The 20130-nt window shown below is 41.2% G+C and carries 16 protein-coding genes; 5 read left to right on the top strand and 11 right to left on the bottom strand.

All coding sequences use genetic code 11. The features are described from left to right. The first annotated feature begins 96 nt into the window (after nt 1-96). The 4 genes from uvrA (at nt 97) to F824_RS0100995 (ending at nt 5724) form a co-directional block, all read left to right on the top strand. The gene (gene uvrA / locus F824_RS0101010) at nt 97-2925 is read left to right on the top strand and encodes an excinuclease ABC subunit UvrA (RefSeq protein WP_019595976.1); all 2829 of its coding nucleotides are present in this window, start codon (nt 97-99) and stop codon (nt 2923-2925) included. A 92-nt stretch (nt 2926-3017) separates the two neighbouring features. Further along, the gene (locus F824_RS0101005) at nt 3018-4070 is read left to right on the top strand and encodes a sensor histidine kinase (RefSeq protein WP_019595975.1); all 1053 of its coding nucleotides are present in this window, start codon (nt 3018-3020) and stop codon (nt 4068-4070) included. Nucleotides 4071-4083: 13 nt separating this feature from the next. Then, entirely contained in the window at nt 4084-4821 is a 738-nt protein-coding gene (locus F824_RS0101000; protein ID WP_019595974.1) for a LytR/AlgR family response regulator transcription factor, read from the top strand. Nucleotides 4822-4968: 147 nt separating this feature from the next. After that, nucleotides 4969-5724 carry a LytR/AlgR family response regulator transcription factor gene (locus F824_RS0100995; RefSeq protein ID WP_019595973.1) on the top strand — a complete coding sequence of 252 codons (756 nt, stop codon included), beginning with the start codon at nt 4969-4971 and terminating at the stop codon, nt 5722-5724. Between the two features lie 50 nt (nt 5725-5774). On the opposite strand, the gene F824_RS0100990 is transcribed toward F824_RS0100995, so the two are convergent. The 10 genes from F824_RS0100990 to rfbC all read right to left on the bottom strand — a co-directional run bounded on the left by F824_RS0100990 (nt 5775) and on the right by rfbC (nt 16022). Next, entirely contained in the window at nt 5775-6230 is a 456-nt protein-coding gene (locus F824_RS0100990; protein ID WP_019595972.1) for a hypothetical protein, read from the bottom strand. A gap of 209 nt (nt 6231-6439) precedes the next feature. Continuing rightward, nucleotides 6440-7786, bottom strand: a complete 1347-nt coding sequence (locus tag F824_RS0100985) for a PhoH family protein (RefSeq protein WP_019595971.1) — start codon at nt 7784-7786, stop codon at nt 6440-6442. 592 nt (nt 7787-8378) lie between these two features. Then, nucleotides 8379-9635, bottom strand: coding sequence for a pyridoxal-dependent decarboxylase (locus tag F824_RS0100975; RefSeq protein ID WP_019595969.1), 1257 nt, complete (start codon nt 9633-9635; stop codon nt 8379-8381). A 22-nt stretch (nt 9636-9657) separates the two neighbouring features. Further along, nucleotides 9658-10398, bottom strand: a complete 741-nt coding sequence (locus F824_RS0100970) for a shikimate dehydrogenase family protein (protein ID WP_019595968.1) — start codon at nt 10396-10398, stop codon at nt 9658-9660. Next, complete coding sequence (locus F824_RS0100965) at nt 10395-11330, bottom strand: DUF368 domain-containing protein (RefSeq protein WP_019595967.1); 936 nt, start codon at nt 11328-11330, stop codon at nt 10395-10397. Before F824_RS0100965 ends, F824_RS0100970 begins: the two co-directional genes overlap by 4 nt. 52 nt (nt 11331-11382) lie before the next feature. Next, the gene (locus F824_RS0100960; protein WP_019595966.1) at nt 11383-12153 is read right to left on the bottom strand and encodes a phosphosulfolactate synthase; all 771 of its coding nucleotides are present in this window, start codon (nt 12151-12153) and stop codon (nt 11383-11385) included. A gap of 34 nt (nt 12154-12187) precedes the next feature. After that, a complete protein-coding gene (locus F824_RS0100955; protein ID WP_019595965.1) occupies nt 12188-13603 on the bottom strand; it encodes a tetratricopeptide repeat protein in 1416 nt (471 codons plus the stop codon). Between the two features lie 153 nt (nt 13604-13756). After that, nucleotides 13757-14725 carry an NAD-dependent epimerase/dehydratase family protein gene (locus F824_RS0100950; RefSeq protein WP_019595964.1) on the bottom strand — a complete coding sequence of 323 codons (969 nt, stop codon included), beginning with the start codon at nt 14723-14725 and terminating at the stop codon, nt 13757-13759. Beyond that, complete coding sequence (locus F824_RS0100945) at nt 14722-15471, bottom strand: tyrosine-protein phosphatase (RefSeq protein WP_019595963.1); 750 nt, start codon at nt 15469-15471, stop codon at nt 14722-14724. The genes F824_RS0100950 and F824_RS0100945 overlap by 4 nt, the downstream gene beginning before the upstream one ends. After that, complete coding sequence (gene rfbC, locus F824_RS0100940; RefSeq protein WP_026333414.1) at nt 15471-16022, bottom strand: dTDP-4-dehydrorhamnose 3,5-epimerase; 552 nt, start codon at nt 16020-16022, stop codon at nt 15471-15473. The genes F824_RS0100945 and rfbC overlap by 1 nt, the downstream gene beginning before the upstream one ends. A gap of 239 nt (nt 16023-16261) precedes the next feature. Here rfbC and hflX point away from each other — a divergent pair, with 239 nt between their 5' ends. After that, nucleotides 16262-17527, top strand: coding sequence for a GTPase HflX (gene hflX, locus F824_RS0100930; RefSeq protein ID WP_019595960.1), 1266 nt, complete (start codon nt 16262-16264; stop codon nt 17525-17527). 130 nt (nt 17528-17657) lie between these two features. On the opposite strand, the gene F824_RS0100920 is transcribed toward hflX, so the two are convergent. After that, a complete protein-coding gene (locus F824_RS0100920; RefSeq protein WP_019595958.1) occupies nt 17658-20090 on the bottom strand; it encodes an alpha/beta hydrolase family protein in 2433 nt (810 codons plus the stop codon). Nucleotides 20091-20130 lie beyond the last annotated feature (40 nt).

Below are 20130 nucleotides of genomic sequence, written 5' to 3'. Positions count from 1 at the left end.
AATCAAACCCTTCAGTTTAGCAACAAAGAATTAACATGGGAAACCCAAGTTAAAATTCTTATTTTTGCATGTTAAGAAATAATGATTTAGTCCTTCATGACAGATTCAATAGCCGAGAAAGAAGAGTGGATAGAGATTTACGGAGCGCGTGAGCACAATCTGAAAAACGTAGACATCAATATTCCGAGGAACAAATTGGTCGTCATCACAGGCCTGAGTGGAAGTGGGAAAAGCTCATTGGCATTTGACACCATTTATGCCGAAGGTCAGCGCCGGTATATGGAAAGTTTTTCTGCTTACGCTCGTTCTTTTTTGGGAGGAATGGAACGCCCCGACGTCGATAAAATCAACGGGCTTTCTCCCGTAATCTCCATCGAACAAAAAACCACCTCCAAAAACCCACGGTCAACAGTCGGCACTGTGACGGAGATCTATGACTTCATGAGATTGCTGTATGCCCGAGCGGGAGAGGCTTTTTCTTACCTGTCTGGTCATAAAATGATTCGGCAAACGGAGGACCAGATTTTGGAGCAACTTTTTGAAAATTTTAGGGGCAAAAAACTTTATATCCTCGCTCCAGTGGTAAAGGGCCGAAAAGGACACTACCGAGAACTTTTCGAACAAATCAGAAAAATGGGTTTCCTGAGAGTTCGAGTGGATGGTGTGGTCATGGAAGTGGTGCCGAAAATGCAGCTGGACCGATACAAGATCCATGATATAGAAATCGTAATCGACAGGATTGTAGCCGATGAAGAAGATCGCTTCAGGATCAGCCAGTCTCTCAAAACAGCTTTGCAACATGGAAAAGGGATCATCATGCTGCGGGATGAAGAAGGGAACCTTTACCATTTTTCTAAATACCTGATGGACCCGACCACCGGGCTATCCTATGATGAACCGGCACCCAACAATTTTTCCTTTAACAGTCCCTATGGAGCTTGCCCTACCTGCAACGGTCTGGGTCAAATCGAAGAAATCACAAAAGAAAGCATTATCCCCAACCCAAAGCTGAGCATCAGTAGAGGTGGGATTGCACCATTGGGTGAGTTTCGTGACATCTGGATTTTCAAAAAAATCGATGCCATTCTCAAGCATTACAAATGTGCCATCACGACACCTATCGAAAATCTGCCCATTGAAGTGATTGACATTCTCCTTTATGGAGATCAAATTGAGATCGCCGTAGATTCTGTCAAATACCCGGGCACAATGTGGAACACTACTTTTGAAGGCATTGTCAATTTCCTCCAGAAGCACCAAGAAGGGAGCTCCGACAAAATCCAGAAATGGGTAAGCGAGTTTACCGTTGTGAATGTATGCCCAGACTGCCAAGGTTACCGGTTGAAAAAGGAATCCCTCCACTTCAAAATAGGAGAAAAACATATCGGAGAATTGGCCATGATGGATATCACCTCCCTTTCCAATTGGTTTGAGGATGTAGAAAGCAGAATGACCGAAAGGCAGCGCTTGATCGGAAAAGAGGTATTGAAAGAAATCCGAAAGAGAATCGGTTTTCTCTTGGATATCGGGTTGGATTATCTCTCGCTCAACCGTCCCCTAAAAACACTTTCCGGTGGAGAGGCGCAGAGGATTCGGCTGGCCACACAAATCGGAACCCAACTCGTCGGCGTACTTTACATATTGGATGAACCCAGTATAGGCCTCCACCAAAGGGACAACGTGAAGCTGATCAAAGCTCTTAAAAACCTAAGGGACTTAGGGAATTCAGTTCTTGTGGTGGAGCATGACAAAGACATGATGTTAGATTCGGATTATGTGGTGGATATAGGGCCAGGTGCAGGCAGGCATGGTGGGCATATCGTTGCTGCCGGAAAGCCTGATGATTTTCTAAAACAAAAAAGCCTCACGGCAAAATACCTTTCTGGGGATCTGAACATCCAAGTTCCAAAAACAAGGAGAAAGGGAAATGGAAGTTACCTTTCGCTCAAAGGAGCAAGTGGCAACAATCTTAAAAAAGTGGATGTAAACCTACCTCTTGGGTCCATGATTTGCGTGACGGGAGTTTCCGGAAGCGGAAAAAGCACCTTGATCCATGACACGCTGTACCCTTTGCTCAACCAGCATTTTTACAACTCAAAGAAGGATCCCTTGCCTTATGAAAAATTTGAGGGTTTGTCCGAAATCGATAAAGTCATAGAAGTTGACCAATCACCCATCGGAAGAACTCCCAGATCCAATCCCGCCACTTATACGGGCGTATTTTCAGACATCAGGACTTTATTTACAGAGTTGCCCGAATCAAAAATCCGAGGATATAAACCGGGAAGATTCAGTTTTAACGTCAAAGGAGGAAGATGCGAGGGATGTGAAGGCGCTGGAATGAAGTTGGTGGAAATGGATTTCCTTCCAGATGTTCATATTCCCTGCGAAACCTGTAAGGGAAAAAGATACAATAGGGAAACACTGGAAGTGAGGTTCAAGGGAAAATCCATTTCGGATGTTCTGGAAATGACTGTAGAACAAGCCGTCGAATTCTTTGACTTCCAACCCAAGATCCTTCGGAAAATCCAAACCCTCAATGATGTCGGATTGGGGTATATCACTTTGGGTCAACACGCCACCACACTTTCCGGAGGTGAGGCACAAAGGGTTAAACTTGCAACAGAACTTTCCAAAAAAGACACCGGAAAGACCTTCTATATTTTAGATGAACCAACTACAGGCCTTCATTTTCAGGATATTGAACATTTATTGGAAGTTTTGAACAGGCTCGTTGAAAAAGGCAATACCGTGTTGATCATCGAGCACAACTTGGATGTCATCAAAGTGTCGGATTATATCATCGACATTGGTCCGGAAGGCGGGAAAAATGGGGGGGAAGTCGTTGTTCGGGGCACTCCGGAACAAGTGGCAAAGCATCCAACAAGTTACACCGCCAAATTCCTAAAACCTGAATTGGCTTAAATTGGCTTTTGACTATAAAAATGCTGTTTGTCCCCTTTTATAAAATTAACGTCACTGAGCTTGACTTTACTGCTTATCTTTGAAGTAAGGGAATGAACAGAAACAAACTATATTGGATATTGCAGATTTTGGGTTGGTTGAGCTTTGGCTTGATCAACCTGTTTTTTGTATCTCTAGAAAGAGGTCTTTCTGCTGTACAGATCGGTGCTTTTTTATCCTTAGCGGGTTTTTACTTGGTCTCTACCCACTCCCTGCGGTATGTCATAAAAAAGTACGGTTGGCTGAATCGTAATTTTACGCAGCTCATCACCAATACCCTTTTTGCCTTGGCAATATTGAGTGTATTAAATACCTCCGCACAAATTCTGATCAACCTGGTTTTTGACACACTCAATCCTGACCAAGATTTCAGGCTTGTGGTGATTTCAGTCAATATCTTTGTCAGTTTCCTGTTCTATTCGCTCTGGGCAATGCTTTATTTTTTGATTCACTTTCTGGACAATTATAACCAATCCCTAAAATATCAGGCCAAAATCAATGAAATCCAGCTCAACCATCTCAAAAGCCAACTCAATCCACATTTCATTTTTAATGCACTGAACAGTGTCCGTGCATTGGTGGACGAAGACCCCAAAAAAGCCAAATTGGCCATCACCCAATTGTCCAATATCCTGAGATTTTCATTGATGATGGACAAAAAGAGAACCATAGAATTTGAAAATGAAATCAACACCGTCAAGGATTATCTGAATCTTGAAACGATTCGGTTTGAAGAGCGCATCCGGGTGTTTTATGACATCGATCCGGTAGCTTATGAATATAAAATCCCACCGATGATGCTCCAAACGATTGTGGAAAATGCCATCAAACATGGAATATCCAATAGGGTCAAAGGCGGTACCATAGAGATTAAATGCTATGAGGGTCTCACGGATGATTTATACATACAGGTAAAAAACAGTGGACAGCTCCAATTACCTTCCCAAACCAAAAAGAAAGAAAGGGAGGGACACGGGATCGACAACACGATACAAAGACTAAAATTGATTTATGGAAATCGCGCTTCCTTTAAAATATTCAATTCCGGCAGCGATTTTGTCATAACAGAAATAAAAATTCCAAAACAAACCCTTACATTGGGTTAAAATTAAAAAAATAATGCGTGCACTTGTAATTGACGATGAAAGATTGGCAAGAAAAGAACTCATCACTTTGTTATCACAATTTGATCAGGTTGAGGTGATCGGTGAAGCCAACAATGTAGATGATGCCAAGGAAAAGATCGATTCACTTCTACCCGATGTGGTGTTCTTGGATATTCAAATGCCAGAAAAAACAGGTTTTGACCTTCTTGAAGAGCTTGATAACGTTCCACATGTCATCTTCACAACCGCCTACGATGAATATGCCTTGAAGGCATTCCAGGTCAATGCGCTTGATTATTTGTTGAAACCCATCGAACCAAAAAGATTGGGCGAGGCCATTGAGCGCTTACAAAAAAAATTAACCGAGTCTACTGCCAAAACCGAAGGAGCTGAATTTCCCTCAAATTCAAAAAAGCTTACTTTAGAAGACCAAGTCTTTGTCAAAGACGGAGACAGATGTTGGTTTGTGAAACTTGTCAATATTCGACTTTTTGAATCAGATGGGAATTACATCAAGGTGTACTTTGAAAATTTCAAACCCATGATTCACAAATCCTTAAATGCATTGGATGAGCGACTGGATGAGAAATCATTCTTCAGAGCGAGTAGAAAACACATCATTAACCTAAGCTGGGTAGAGGGAATAGAGCCTTGGTTCAACGGAGGGCTGGTCGTGACGCTAAAAGGTGGGGATAGGATAGAAGTAAGCAGAAGGCAGGCCGCCCGGTTCAAAGACATGATGAGCCTTTAATAAATAATTAAATCGCCAATTAAGATAATTTAACGGAATAATTGATTCTAATAATATTTTTGCGTAAATAGTAACTAATACTTATTTTGAATACAAGAAAACCTATTTGTTTCACTTATTAACGCATTATTTCCAGCAAAAGCATTTATGAAAGAGGAAAGAATTCTTATCGTTGAAGATGATGTCAATATTGCAGAAAATATTGAAGAAATATTGCAACTTTTAGGATATGTGAATATCGACATTGCCAATTCCGCAAACCAAGCTATCAAAATAGTAAAGAAATATCGGCCCGATATGATCTTTATGGATATCAAACTTAAGGGCGATAAGGATGGTATAGAATTGGGAGAAATTCTGAAACAAATGGTGGATGCACCCTTGGTTTATGTAACTTCCTACAGTGATCCCACAATCATCGAAAGGGCAAAAAGAGTAAATCCAGCCGGGTTTATCGTGAAGCCTTTTAATACCAATGACATTCACGCTATCGTGGAGATTGTTCTCTACAACAGACGATCAAAACCTGCATCAGAATCCGCTATGTCCAAAACAAAGGACGAAAGTCCTTATTTGGTTTCAGATGCTGTTTTCATAAAAGCCGATAATGCTTTTGAAAGGGTTCCGTACCCAGAAATCTACTATGTGGAAGCAAACGGAAACATGGTAACCATTTTTACAAAAAACCGAAACTATACCATTCGGAAATCAATGAAGGACATGGAGGAAAAACTCCCGTCAAACCTGTTTCTTAGGGTTCAAAAATCATTTATAGTCCAACTCGCCCAGATCGAGAATTTCAATACCAAAGAAATCAATTTACAAATGGGTGCTGTTTTACAAGTAGGAAGACAATATTACAACAGCTTTTTAGCAAAATTGAATACAATCACAGAAAGTTGAGGAAGGTTGAGAACCACTCAACTTTCCTCAACTTTCTGTGATTTGGCCAATTATCCTATGAGATAAAACTCTTGTTTGCCATAGGCTGTAATAAGGTGGCATTTTTTAAACGCGTCCATAAATTTTTCCTGTATTTCGGATTTTTCTCCATAAAACGCGGCGATTACCTCACCATATTTATTGATAACCGTTATGGTTGGCATTTTAGCCATTTCTGAAAAATCCACTTCAATTGGGGCAAGGGATACTTCTTGGATCGAATCAAGATTTTCTTTCTGGTGCATCAAATCACTTATGACCTGCTGCTGCGGTCTTCCATCGGTTGCATTTGCCTTGAAAACGATCGTAAATGCCATGATTAAACCTAATAAGGCACATGCATTTTTCTGGGTTAAAATTGATGCTTTCATTTTTGTGGTATTTAGTTGTTTATTTATCGCTTGTTGACCCGAGGTGAAGTCTCCAATTTGGATTTCAGCAATCAGGTTGTATAAGCAATAAATCAAACGTCAATCCATATTTTTAAAGCGCTGATTTACAGAGTATTAATGATTTCATATTAAAAAAGATTTTCGATTTTGGACACAAAAGCATCCAGTTTGATACAACATAAAAACCGGCTAAACAATTGATTAACGGAAAGACAATAGAGGTGAAAAATCAACAACCCGGTAATGCAGACAGGGCTGCACTACCGGTTGATCATAATGAATTTTTATAGAAGATCATTTGCCAAATTGGCCAATTCCGATCTTTCCCCCTTTTCCAGTTTTATATGGGCATATAGGGGATGGTCTTTTGCCCTGTCGATGAGATAGGATAGTCCATTACTTTGGCTGTCCAAATAGGGCGTATCAATCTGGAAAACGTCACCCGTGAAGACAATTTTTGTGTTTTCCCCTGCCCTACTGATGATGGTCTTGATTTCGTGTGGGGTTAGGTTCTGGGCTTCGTCCACAATGAAAAATATATTGGACAAAGACCTTCCCCGGATATAGGCCAGCGGTTGGATAACCAATTTCTCCTGATTGACCAGTTCTGAGATTTTCTGGAACTCTTTGTCGGTTTCATGAAACTGATTTTGGATGAATTTCAGATTGTCCCAAAGGGGTTCCATATAGGGGTTCAACTTCGATTTAATATCCCCTGGCAAATATCCAATATCCTTATTGCTCAAAGGGACGATGGGCCTTGCCAAGAATATCTGCTTATACTCCCGTCTTTGTTCAAGTGCTGCCGCCAATGCAAGAAGCGTTTTTCCGGTTCCGGCAACACCCTGGATGGAAACCAATTTTATCTTGGGATTGAGCAGGGCGTGCAGCGCAAATGTCTGTTCCGCATTTTTGGGTTTGATATTATAAGCCAGCTTTTTATCCACCCGCTCCATGGAATTGTCTTCAGAATTGTAAAAGGCCAAGACCGAATTCTTTTCACTCCTTAAAATATAAAAAGCATTCGCTTTCCTTTTTTTGGTGCCAAGAATCAATTTTGATTCCACCGCATGGGATTCATAAAGCTTGTCGATTAGAGAACCCTCAATTCCGTCCATGTGGAACATACCGGTATTTTCCAATTCGTCTATATTCTTCACTTTCCCTGTTTCATAATCCTCAGCAAAAAGATCCAGTGATTTGGCCTTAAGTCTTAGATTGATATCCTTGCTGACAAGGATGACCTTTCTTCCCTGCTCTACTTGCTTCAGGTGTAAGGCTGCATTCAGAATTTTATGGTCATTCTTTTCTTCCCCAAAGATTTCATTGGCATTCATGGCGTTTTCCGGATTCATCAACACCTTGAAAAAGCCCTTTGATTTCCCATTCAGGGGGGTCCAATTGTGAATCATATTGTCCATGGACAATTTATCCAACAGGCGAATAAATTCCCTCGCCTCAAAATTTTTGGAATCATTCCCTTTTTTGAAGTGATCGAGCTCTTCCAGTACCGTAATCGGAATGACCACATCGTGTTCTGCAAAAGTCATTATGGAGTTATGAGCGTACAGGATCACGGAGGTATCCAACACAAATATTTTTCGGTCTTTGTCGGATTTTGATTTTGCCATGGGACGAGCTGATAAAATAGTTAGGTAGGAATAAGTTAAAAAATTATAATTTGGATTTCCATTTTATGAAAAGAAATAAAAATTCAATATCAAAAACACAAGCTTAAAAATGTGATTTTCAGCGAGAAAAATTTTGGGTGGGTGTGAAGTTCACAAATTCACATTCGGAATTAAATATATAGGCATGAATTGGACGCATGGCTTACAATTCATGCCTAGCGTATGCATTAGGATTCTTAATCGGACTTGAAATTGCATAAAAGTCCACCTATTGGGAGAATAAAGAGTAATAACGATAGGAGGAAGACAAGAACAGTAATCAACTGACTGATTGATAATTTTAGCAATTTCAGACTGGAATGGGATTGGTAATGCGTAACACGGGTTGCATCATCAAAACACTTCCCCAATACAAAACGGAGAGTCAGAGCGCAACCCCAAAAAAATTCTCAACACGATCTGCCAAATGAAACCATGGGTCTTTTCTCCTTCTCTATTTTCACTTTCCCAGAATAAAAAAACCACCATCAAGCCCGATTTGTGAGGCATAAGGTGGTTTTTTATAATCTAATGGTTTGTTATGAAAGCTTGTTTATCCTATTTTGGACCCTTTCAATTCCGCCTCGACTTCCATCAAGAAGGTATCAACTGTCCCTTGCTTTACATGTGGCATCACCACGATTTTGAACCATTTTGGATCAAATTCATACGAATCTGCAACCAATTGATACTTATGGGCCAGTTTTTTGGAAATATATTGGGCCTCTATCGCAATGATGTTGAGGTGTGGGTTCCTGAAATAAACCACACTCATTCCCTCTAGTTTTTTGCAAATTCTTTCAGTCTTGTCACAAAGACTTTCCATTTTATACTTCCAGCCTTCTGAGCCGTGGATTTGCAATATCATCCACATTGAAATCGCGTTGGCACCGGATCGACTGCCGCTTATGGTGTAATCCTTTCCAGGGATATATTGAGCCTCTTCGGTCTTCACGTATTCAATCAATCCTTTCCTTACCAAAAAAAGTCCGGTTCCGTAAGGGGTCTGAAGCATTTTGTGACCGTCAGCTGTAATGGAGCTCAGGTAAGGATTCTGGAAAGTAAATCTACTCGTGGGGTTGGTAAATGGGTAGATAAATCCGCCGTATGCTGCGTCTACGTGAATCTTAAACGGCACATTCTGGTTGGAAAAATAATCTCCCAACATATCGATATCATCTACAGACCCAAACATTGTGGTAGAAAGATTGGCGATGACGATGAAAAACTTGACGCCTTCATTTCGGGCTTTTGTGATTTGCTCCCCCAATGCTGCCCATAAAATCTCCCTAGACTCTGGATCAACTTTCAGAATTATACTTGAAAGGTTCAGGATATTTGCACCCTTGGGCATGGAGTAGTGTGAATCCTCAGAATAGACCACTGCTATTTCACCAATTCTTGCCTCATATTCCTTGATGAAGAAGTTTCGGTAGATCCACATTGCCTCAATGTTGGCCTCAGTTCCTCCTGTCGCCACATATCCATCTTGTTCTCCAGGGTTTCCATTGAAAATCTCTTCAGCGACCAATTTGATCAGCGCTCGTTCGATTTTCTGTGTCCCCTGAAAAACCTCTAAAACGGATTCTTCGCTTAGGGTATGGACCCCAATATGGTTGGGATTGCTGACCATGGCCGACATATAAGGCGCATCCTTTAGGAACGGTGCATCAGGATAGAATTCTGTCGTGTCGAGATAGGTGCCGGGAATGCCCAATATGGGATGCTCTCCTCGATAATCAAGATTTTCCTCAATGGATTTGAATACGGTTTCTTTGATCTGCTCGTGTGATAATTTTTTCCAATACATGATAGTTGAATAAATGGTGAAATCAGTTCCAAATTTTCCAAGCCGCTTCGGCTTGAAGATGAAGCATTTCCAATCCATTTTTCACAACTGCACCACGGGCCTCCAAGGACCGCATCAAAAAGGTTTTTTCGGGATTATAAACCAAGTCGTAGACTTTGTGTTGACTCGTTATCCAATCCACATTGATTTTGGGCATTTCCTCCGTGTTGGGATAGGTTCCCACTGGAGTCGTATTGATGATCAAGTGATGGTTTTTCAAAATATCTTCTTCTTGAGCCAAAACCTCGTAACTGATCAGGTTGGGGTTTTTGGTGTCATTTCTGGAAACCATCAAGAATTCCATACCCAAGTCGTTTAAGGCTTGCACCACAGCCTTAGAAGCACCGCCAGTGCCCAATACGAGGGCTTTTGGCTTCTCATTGCCCAACCATTGTTCTAAGGATTGTTTGAACCCAATATAATCCGTGTTGAATCCCGTAAGCTTTCCTTCTTTGATCCGAATACAATTGACCGCGCCAATTTCTGCACAAGCCGGGTCCAAGGCATCGAGGAAAGGGATTATTTTCTCTTTATAGGGAATGGTCACATTTATTCCCTCTAATTCCGGATTTTGCCCGATTATACTTGGGAAAAGGGATTCGTGTTCAATTTCAAACAAATCGTATTGGCAATCTGTAAGGCCCTCTTTCTCGAATTTGGAAGTAAAATACTTCTTGGAAAAAGAATGGGTGAGTGGAAAACCAATAAGTCCAAATTTCCTCATCTTATTTTCATATAATTTGCTCCCTTTTCAATTCCGATGACCAAAAGGATTCCAAATAAAAAGGACAAGATGGCAATTAAAAATAAAGATTCCTGACCCGTTACAGATAAGTAATGGTGCGGAAGAATATTTTCCGTCATAAAGGGTTTTTGAATCCCTTTGGAGGAAACCGTATAAGACAGCACTTTTTTCCACGGCCATATTTTATTGATCGACCCCAGCATAAATCCTGACAATAAACCGATGGTGATGGCGTGGTGGTTTTTCAACAACCAAGTGATCAACCTACTGAAGGACAGGATTCCCACAATACATCCCGCTGCAAAAAGGCCCAATACAAGAATGTCTTTTTCGGCCACCGCAGCAAGGATCCGCTCATACTGCCCCATGATCAAGAGCAGAAAGCTACCAGAAATCCCGGGCAATATCATGGCACAAATTGCGATCGCACCAGCAACGAAAGTAAACCATAGCGTATCAGGAGAACTCATCGGCGGAAGACCCGTGATCCAGAATGCCAACCCGGCACCGATCAGAATGGCCAAAACTACTCCAATCGTCCAGCGTTTGATATCCCTCAAAATTACCACCGCGGAGACGAGAATCAACCCGCAGAAAAATGACCACACGGGAATGGGATGGTATTCCAACAAATATGAAATCAATTTTGAAAGCGTAAAGATGCTGGTCAAAATCCCAAACAACAGCGTAAAGAGGAAACTTCCATTGATATGTTCCCATAGAGACTTCCATTGGAATTTGAAAAGAAGTTTCAGGGCTTCTTTGTTTATGGAATTGATGCTCTCTAGCAAATCTTCATAAATACCGGTAATCAAAGCAATAGAGCCCCCGGAAACCCCAGGCACAATATCTGCTGCTCCCATAGACATCCCTTTAAGGTAAGTCAGGATGTAATCTTTAAGATTTTTCATCGATTTTAACACAAAAGGGACTGCCTTTTTAAATGAGGCAGTCCCTTAACGTTTAGAGTTTTAGATCTCCCAAAAAGTGGTCGAAAGTATCCCCTCTTAATCCCAGTCGGATTGTTTCAAGTGGGATCAGTTCATTTGGGGCAATGTTTCCAAGATTGACATTTGCTCCCAAAAGTTTGACAAACCAAACTTGCTGTTCTTTTTGGGGAGCCTCCCAAATGATTTTTTCTTCTGGGATTTTGGTCAGGATTTCCTCAACAAGACCTTGTCTGACCTCTCCTGAATCCCTAAATAAACCGACATTTCCACCTTCTCGGGCTTCTCCGATGACTTTCCAAGAACCCGCATCGAGTTCTTTTTGCATCTGTTCGATCCATTTGTAGGGAGGGATAATCTTTGCTGCATCCTTTGATCCAACTTCGGAAAGAACCGTCACCTCTTTAGAGAGCAATTTGATGTAATCGCATTTTTTTTCGTGCGAAAGCGTGATGGATCCATCCGAAACCTCCACAAAACTCAGGTTAAATTCTTGAACGACCTTTCTGTAATCGTCAAATTGGTCGCGGATGACAAATGCTTCAAACAAGGTTCCACCCAAATACACGGGAATCCCTGCATCTTGATAAAGATTGATTTTTTGAGCAAGATTTTTTGTCAAATAAGATGTCGCCCACCCTAATTTAACAATATCCACAAAATCACTATTGGCACTTATAAAATCTTCAACTTCTCGGATACTGAGGCCCTTGTCCATGACCATCGTTAGGCCAGAGGCACGCGGTTTCTCTGTACGTACAGGAATGTTATTGAGTACGTAATTCATTATTTTAAAATTTTCGGGTAAATAAGGTTTAAAATCAAGCTTTCTTAGAGCTATCCTTAAATTGAGTAATGATTTTGAAAATGGCCTTTTGATGTTTGATTTCTGGCATCAATTCATACAGCAGGGTGTGTTTTTCAAAGTCCAAAGTTAATGCATTTTCCAGATTTGTAAAGGCTTCTTTGTATTTACCGATTTTGATATGGAAAACCACCAATCGATAATAGAATTCAGCCTCCTCTGGTAACTCTTCAAGCCCTTCATTGATGACATCAATTGCCTCCTCAAACCTATTTTGATCAAAATAAATAATAGAAAGATTTACATAGGTCTCCAAAATACCCGGCTCCAGGTTGATGGCTTCCTCGTAGGCTTCCGCACTGGCCTGAAGGTTTCCAAGATTATATTCGGCGTCTGCCAATCCTACCCAAAAATTGGCATTTTCGTTGGAAAGTTTGATGGCCTTTTTGAAATAATGGATGGATTCAAAAAACTTATCTCTTTTGAGCATGCACATTCCCAATCCAAACCAAGCATCCTCATATTCGGGATCTAATTTGGCAGATTTCTTAAAATATTTGAAAGCCTGATCAATCTGGTCGAGTTTTTCGTATGCCGCTGCCATGTAACAACAATTCTCGGAATTTATTCCCTCGCAATTGATCGTGTTTTGGTAGGCTTCAAGTGCCAACTCAAACTCTTGGGTGTTCATGTACGCATTGCCCAGGTTGAAATATGCAGAAGAAAATGAATCATCGATGATCAGTGCATAATCATAGGCTTTAATGGCTTCTTCAAATCGGCCCAATCGATTGTATACCACGCCCAGATTATACCAAGCACCGGCACTGTAAGGATCTTGGTCTATGAATTCTTGATAAAACTGAAGGATTTCATCAAATGAGCCTTCTTCCTCCGTAATCATGGCCAGCTGGAACAAGGCGTCTTCATGATTGATCTTCATTTTGACACATTCCTTGTAATAATACAGCGCTTTTTCGGTGTTGTCTTCTGCCCTGTAGAAATTGCCAAGCGAGTAAAATATTTCAGCCTTATCCACTGCCAAGGGGAGAAAATCCTCAAGGATGGATATGGCCTCCTTCACGTTGCCCGCCAAAAGCATGGCATTGGTCAGCGCCAATATGATTTCCTCATTGTTGGGGGAAAGGTTGTTGATGTTTTCCAGAATTTCCAAACCTTCATCCAGCTCATCATTGAAGATCAGGCATTGGCCTTTCATCAACTTGATCTCAATACTGTAGGGGAATTTTTCCAGTGCATGATTGCTGGCTTTGAGTGCCTTCATGAACTTTTGCTGGTCAAAGTAGAAACGGATGATATCCTCTAGTTCTTCTTCTTCAAAATAGAGATCCAAATTGGACTTAAGTGAGTTTTCAAATCGCTCAACTAATTCCTTATCGTTTTCCCATTCGTTTTCAAAATCTCCGGTCATCGATTTTCTTTTTAATTCTCGATTAAGATACCAAATATAATGGTGGGTCAAAATCTTAAATTGATTAATTTATTCTTAAAGGTGATTCGCATTTTAACTTGATGTGGCAGTTTTCCAAAGATTTGAAAACAACCCTTTCATCAAAACGAAGTCCTAGATTTTTTCGTTCGCTACCGCCCAAGCAAATGTTTCTTCCAGCGGAGTATATTGGAACTGAAGCAGATTTTGGACCTTCTGGTTGTCCATAAAAACTCCGATTTGGGCAAGATTTAAAGTTTTGGTGTTTAATTCGCTCTTGGTAAATCCTAGCTTTTTACCAAGCCAAATCCCTGCCAATAGGATTTTGAGCATCGAAGGTGTGATTTTTTTTTCTGGTGCATTTTTCCCAAATACCCCTGCCATTTTATCAAAAAAACTTTTGTAGGATAGGGATTGCTGATTCAATATGAACTTTTCGCCCCAAACAGCTTTTTCATAAAGCTGAAAAATCAATTCGGCAGCATCCCTAACATCCAAAAAATTGATGGAACCTGCCGGATAATAATGGCCACCCGTCAATACATGTTCGTATAGACCATTACTTTTACTTCTGTCGGAAATCTTCCCGAGCAATACAGAAGGCAAGACCACGATAACATCCAACCCTTCTTGAGCAGCCCTCCAGACCTCCAGTTCCCCTAAATATTTGGAAATGGCATAGGAGGTATTTAGGGGAGAAGTCGTCCATTTGTGTGCTTCGTCCAAGATGTCCAAATCGGGAGTTTTTCCCAAAGCCGAAACTGAACTGATGTGAATTAATTTTTTCACACCCTTTTCCAGCATGACATTCACCACATTGGTCGTTCCTTCCAGATTGACTTTCATCAAATTTTTATCATCGGAAGGATTGAAACTGACCAATCCAGCCGAGTGGATAATCAGATCTATTCCTACAAAGGCTTCCTCTAAAGAAAGAACATCGGTGACATCCCCTTCTGTCCAATGGATCCGGTCAACCAGCCCCCCCAAAAGTCGAAGATCACTGTTCGGTCTTTTCAATCCATGGATTTCACCTATGGCTGAAAACTTCTTGGCCAGGTACGCGCCAAAAAAACCCGTGATTCCTGTGATCAGAATTTTCATAATTGCTGGTTCAGCAAATCCAATTGCTTCAGCTTATCTAAATATTTGGTTCTTGGCAAGGTCTCGAGCATGTCTAAATAACGCTCGTTGTGACAATCTGTTCCAAGTAATTTGACCTTTTTTTCATCGATCAACAGTTCTGCAAAAGTCTTGATCTGTTTGGAATAAAACCCTGTCAAAGAAAGCAGGTTCATCTGAAAATAAATATCCCTATCGATCAGATCACTGACCAGTTTTTTGTCCTGTACCAAATATTGATAGCGCTCTGGATGTGCAAGAACCGGTTTATAGCCCTGCATTTCCATCTCAAAAAGAATTTCAAGCAACATTTGGGGTTTACTGATAAACCCAGTTTCCACCAACACATAATTGTTGGAAATCGTCAACAGTTTTTGCCCTCCCTGAACCTTTTCAAGAAAAATCTCATCCATATAGTACTCTGCAGCGGCATGGATTTCTATGTCCACACCCTCCTCAGATAGCGTGTGTTTAAGTTCTGACAAACCAATTTGGATGATTTCCGGAGTGTTTTTGTAAAACTCGGACATGATATGGGGAGTCGTGATGACCTTCCTATATCCGTACCCCTTCAACCTTTTGATCAAGGTAATGGATTCCTCCAAGGTTTTGGATCCATCGTCTATTCCGGGAATCAGATGGGAATGCATGTCCACTTCCAGCCAACTCATATCCAGAGATTCCTGATTTTCTTTTTTGCTTTTTTTGAATAAGTCAAAGAATGCCATTATAATCCTCCTTTACTTAACTTTCTGAACGCTTCGAGTGTAGGCCACTGCATGTCTTTTTCGGAAAGAATCGGTGAAGAAACCATCCAGTCAATATTCAATTCAGGATCATTCCATAGGATTCCCCCCTCGCATTCCTTGTTGTAATATTCAGAACATTTGTAGGAAAAGACGGCGTCTTCCAAAACGGAAAACCCATGCGCAAAGCCCTCGGGTAAAAGCAACATGTTGTGGTCTTTTGTATCCAATATCTTTGAAAAAACTTTTCCGAATGTTTTTGAGTCCTTTCTCAAATCCACGCCAATATCCAATACCTTTCCCTGAATCACCCTTACCAACTTGGCTTGTGCAAAGGGTTTCCGCTGAAAATGAAGTCCTCGGACCGTACCTGCCTTAGAAAAAGATTGATTTTCTTGGACCCAATTTGTCGGTATTCCGTTTTTCTCCAATTGGTCCTTGCGAAAGGACTCAAAAAAATAACCTCTATTGTCTTCAAATACACTTGGGTAAATTTCAACAACACCTTCTATGGGTGTATTTACAATTTTCATGAATTTATTTTCAATTTGGGTTATAGAAGATGATAAATAAGTTTTTTTTCCCAGGAAAGCCAAATACTATTTACCACCATATTTCACTTGAAATATGCTTTTTGGAAAGATTTTTTATCATTCCTTGGATAAGTACCTCAAATATAGCATGATTTCGGCCCAGGTTGGTAAATTTGTAGAAGATTCCTTTTGGAACTTATTACAATTCCATAGCCTTTTAAAAAAAAGCAAGTCCATTCATGACCAAATATTCAAAAAAATTACAAAAATTACATGATACCGCTCCTCAACCGGAGACTGCGGTACTGGTAGCGCTACTTCGACAAGGGCAATCCGACCAAAAGGCCAAGGAATACTTGGAAGAATTGGCTTTTTTAACCGAGACACTGGGAGCAAAATCAGTCTATACCTTTACCCAAAGGATGGAAAGGCCGGATGTCAAAACTTTTGTAGGCTCGGGTAAATTGGAAGAGATCAAAAATTATGTGACGCATTTTGAGGTAAACATGGTGGTCTTCGATGACGATTTGTCGCCTTCCCAAATGCGTAACCTTGAAAATGAGCTCAAAGTAAAGGTCTATGACCGCTCCTTGCTGATCTTGGATATTTTTTTAAATAGGGCCCAATCCGCACAAGCCAAAACCCAGGTTGAACTTGCCCGGTTCCAATATCTGCTTCCAAGACTGACCAATATGTGGACACACTTGGAACGCCAAAGGGGTGGCACGGGCACAAGGGGTGGAGCCGGAGAAAAAGAAATTGAGACAGACAAAAGGGATATCCGAAGTAAAATCACCCTTTTAAAGGCAAAACTAGAAGAAATAGAAAAGCAGGGTGCCACACAAAGAAAAGGCAGAAAAGGGGTTGTCAGGGTGACTTTGGTGGGATATACCAACGTAGGAAAAAGCACGCTCATGAACCTGATTACAAAATCCAATATCTTAGCAGAAAACAAATTGTTTGCTACAGTGGATTCCACTGTCCGAAAAGTTGTGCTGAACAACATTCCTTTTCTATTGTCCGATACGGTTGGATTTATTCGGAAACTCCCTACGCACTTGATCGAATCGTTTAAATCTACCTTGGATGAGATTCGGGAAGCTGAGCTATTGGTCCATGTGGTGGATATTTCGCACCCAAATTTTGAGGATCACATTACGGTGGTCAACCAAACACTCGATGAAATCGGCGCTGGGGAAAAGCCCATGATTTTGGTTTTCAATAAAGTAGACTTGGTCAAAAAAATGCCTACCGAAGTGGAAAGGCAAAACATGAGTGATTTTGAATTTGAGGAGGCAAATTTCCTTGATTTGGAAAAACTCTCAGAAGCATATGCTAAAAAAACAGGAATTGAACCTGTATTTATGGCCGCCCATGACGGCACCAACGTGGAGCTGTTCAGGGAAGTTCTCATCAAAGAAGTCAAGAAACAACATATGAAAATGTATCCGCATTATTTGGAGGATGAGGTGATCGACATGTCACAATTCAAGGATATGGAATAGTGCAGAATATTGATTCCCTGGGGAAATTTGGAAACTTCAAGGATCAATCCACTTTGGTTTTCACAAGAACCTGAAATGAATAAAAAAAGCCTCCCTAAGGAGGCTTTTTTTATTCATTGTTTGTGATTTTTTATTTATTCTTAACCCATTTTTCCAACCACTCATGCTGCTCATAAAGTGTATGAAGTATGGATTCTTTGGCTGAATAGCCGTGACTTTCATGGGGAAGAAAAACCAATCGGGTGGTTGCTCCATGTCCTTTGAGTGCATTGTAATACCTTTCGCTCTGGATTGGAAAAGTCCCTGAATTATTGTCAGCCTCTCCATGGACCAATAGAATCGGGGTTTTTACCTTGTGCGCATTCATGAACGGAGACATCGTATTGTAGACATCCGGAGCCTCCCAATAGGTTCTTTGTTCATACTGGAAACCAAATGGTGTCAGCGTCCTGTTGTAGGCACCGCTCCTCGCTATTCCCGCTGCAAAAAGCTGGCTGTGGGAAAGTAGGTTTGCAGTCATAAAAGCCCCGTAAGAATGCCCGCCAACTGCAATTTTGTCTCTGTCTCCCACACCACTATTGACGATATAATCGATGGCGGCCTCTGCATTGCCGACCAGCTGATCCACAAAGGTATCGTTTGGTTCGTCTGCTCCTTCACCCACAATGGGCATTTCGGTTTGATCCATGATGGCATACCCTTGCGTCACCCAATAAATCGGGGAGCCCCAGTTCAATCTCGTGAACTGATACTTTGACCCCCTTACCTGGGAGGCGATTTCCGCTGATTTGTATTCCCTTGGATAAGCCCACATCAATACTGGCAATCTACCATCCTTGGCAGCATCATAACCCGACGGGGTATAGACAACTGCAGAAAGATCCAAACCATCCTTTCTTTTGTACCTCACCAATTCCTTGCTGATTCCCTTTATGGAAGCATAAGGATGAGAAAATTCCGTAATTTGCATTGGGGCAATTCTTTTCCGGGTATTTACAATCCAATAATTGGGTTGAATATCTGTACTTTCCTTGATGGTAATGAACTCAGTCGCATTCTCATTGAGGACTTTTACGACCCTTTCATAATAAGGAGCCTGACTTCTCCAAAGGATTTTCTGTGCTTTCGTTTTAACATTATAAGAAGACAAGAATGGCATGCTTCCTTCAGAAGACCCACCTTCACTCGTCATAAAAACCTCATCTCCATTTCTCAAAAGAACGTTTTTACCATATTGATTTAGTGTGAAAACAGGATTTCCTGGATCGTTATAAATATCGTCGGAGGAATGTGAGAAAATTTCTTTTTTATTTTCTCCAGGTTTTGAAGGGTTGATCATAGAGATTTTTTCCTGTCTGGTCGAAAACCAACGTTCGTTCAACAGTGCAAAATTGTCGTCGGACCAATTGATTCCAGAAAAACGATATGCGATGCTGACAAGCTTGCTTTTTTCGTTCGTAAAAGGGGCGTCAAGTGTAAAAACGATCTCTCTTTCCTCCATCGCAACTTTTGGATCTCCTCCATCTTGCGCCTCTACCCAATACAGCATGGCTGGCTTGTCTGCCCTCCAGTTGATGGATCTTGGCCCGGTAACTGTGGCATCAAACCCTGATGGCCTGTTTTCATCCAAAGGAATTTGGGCAAGCGTCTTGGTCTTTTTTCCTCCCATATCCCAAATTTCAACATCATAAGGGAAACGGGAAGCAGGAACGAGATATGAAAAAGGTCTCTTGATCACATCCACCATGATGTACTTTCCGTCAGGGGAAAGATCCATGGATTTGATCATTCCCGAGGGCCCGACAGCATTTTGGCTACCATCCAACCCAAGCGAGATGAGTTGCGAATTCATGAAGTATTCAAAAAGTGCCTCATCATGTGGATTGCTCAACAAATCTTGATAGGTTCTGGAAGGCGCTGCATTTCCTGCAGTCTCCTGCATATTGGGTCCAGATGGCGCTAAAGGTGTTTTTGGCATTTGCCCCCTTTTGGGATGAATGGCTTTGAGTAAAATGCGGTTGTCTGGAGTCCAAACTACCGCGCCACCATTGGCTAGATTGACTATTTCATCCGTGAGTTTTTTCGCTTGAAAAGTTGTCAGATCCACCAGCCAGAGGCTTATCCCTGTATTGGAAGCATTGGTGAATACCATGTGTTTTTCATCTTTGGAAAGGGAAAAACCACTCATTTTCGGGTTTTGGGGTAAACCGGATATTTCTTTTTCGGATGCTTCCTTTAGCTTCTTGATTTTAATGCTTTCATAGGTAATGCCTCTGCTTGGACTGTTGGTCGCTGGGTTAATCCTTACTCCCGCTATCCTTAACTCTGGCTGGGAAAGCTCTTCAATGGATGGATTTCCTGATCTTTCGAGAATCAGCATAAAATCACCCATTCGGCTAAAACTAACGGAGGGAGTGACAGGGGCATTTACAAGATCTGCAATCGCCTTGGGAGGTGTTTTGTAATTTCCATCACTTTGTGCTTGTATTGAGCCGGTATTCCCTAACCAAAAAACTATAACGAAACACCACAGCTTTGGTAACCTTCTTAAAGTATTTTTCATAATCAAAATTTTGATGTCCCTAAATTTAAAGATTTCTTAA

Source organism: Rhodonellum psychrophilum GCM71 = DSM 17998 (assembly GCF_000381545.1).
In the GTDB taxonomy this organism is placed as follows: Bacteria; Bacteroidota; Bacteroidia; order Cytophagales; family Cyclobacteriaceae; genus Rhodonellum; species Rhodonellum psychrophilum.
The sequence above is the reverse complement of the archived record's forward strand: the minus strand, read 5'-3'. Positions and strand labels throughout refer to the sequence as shown.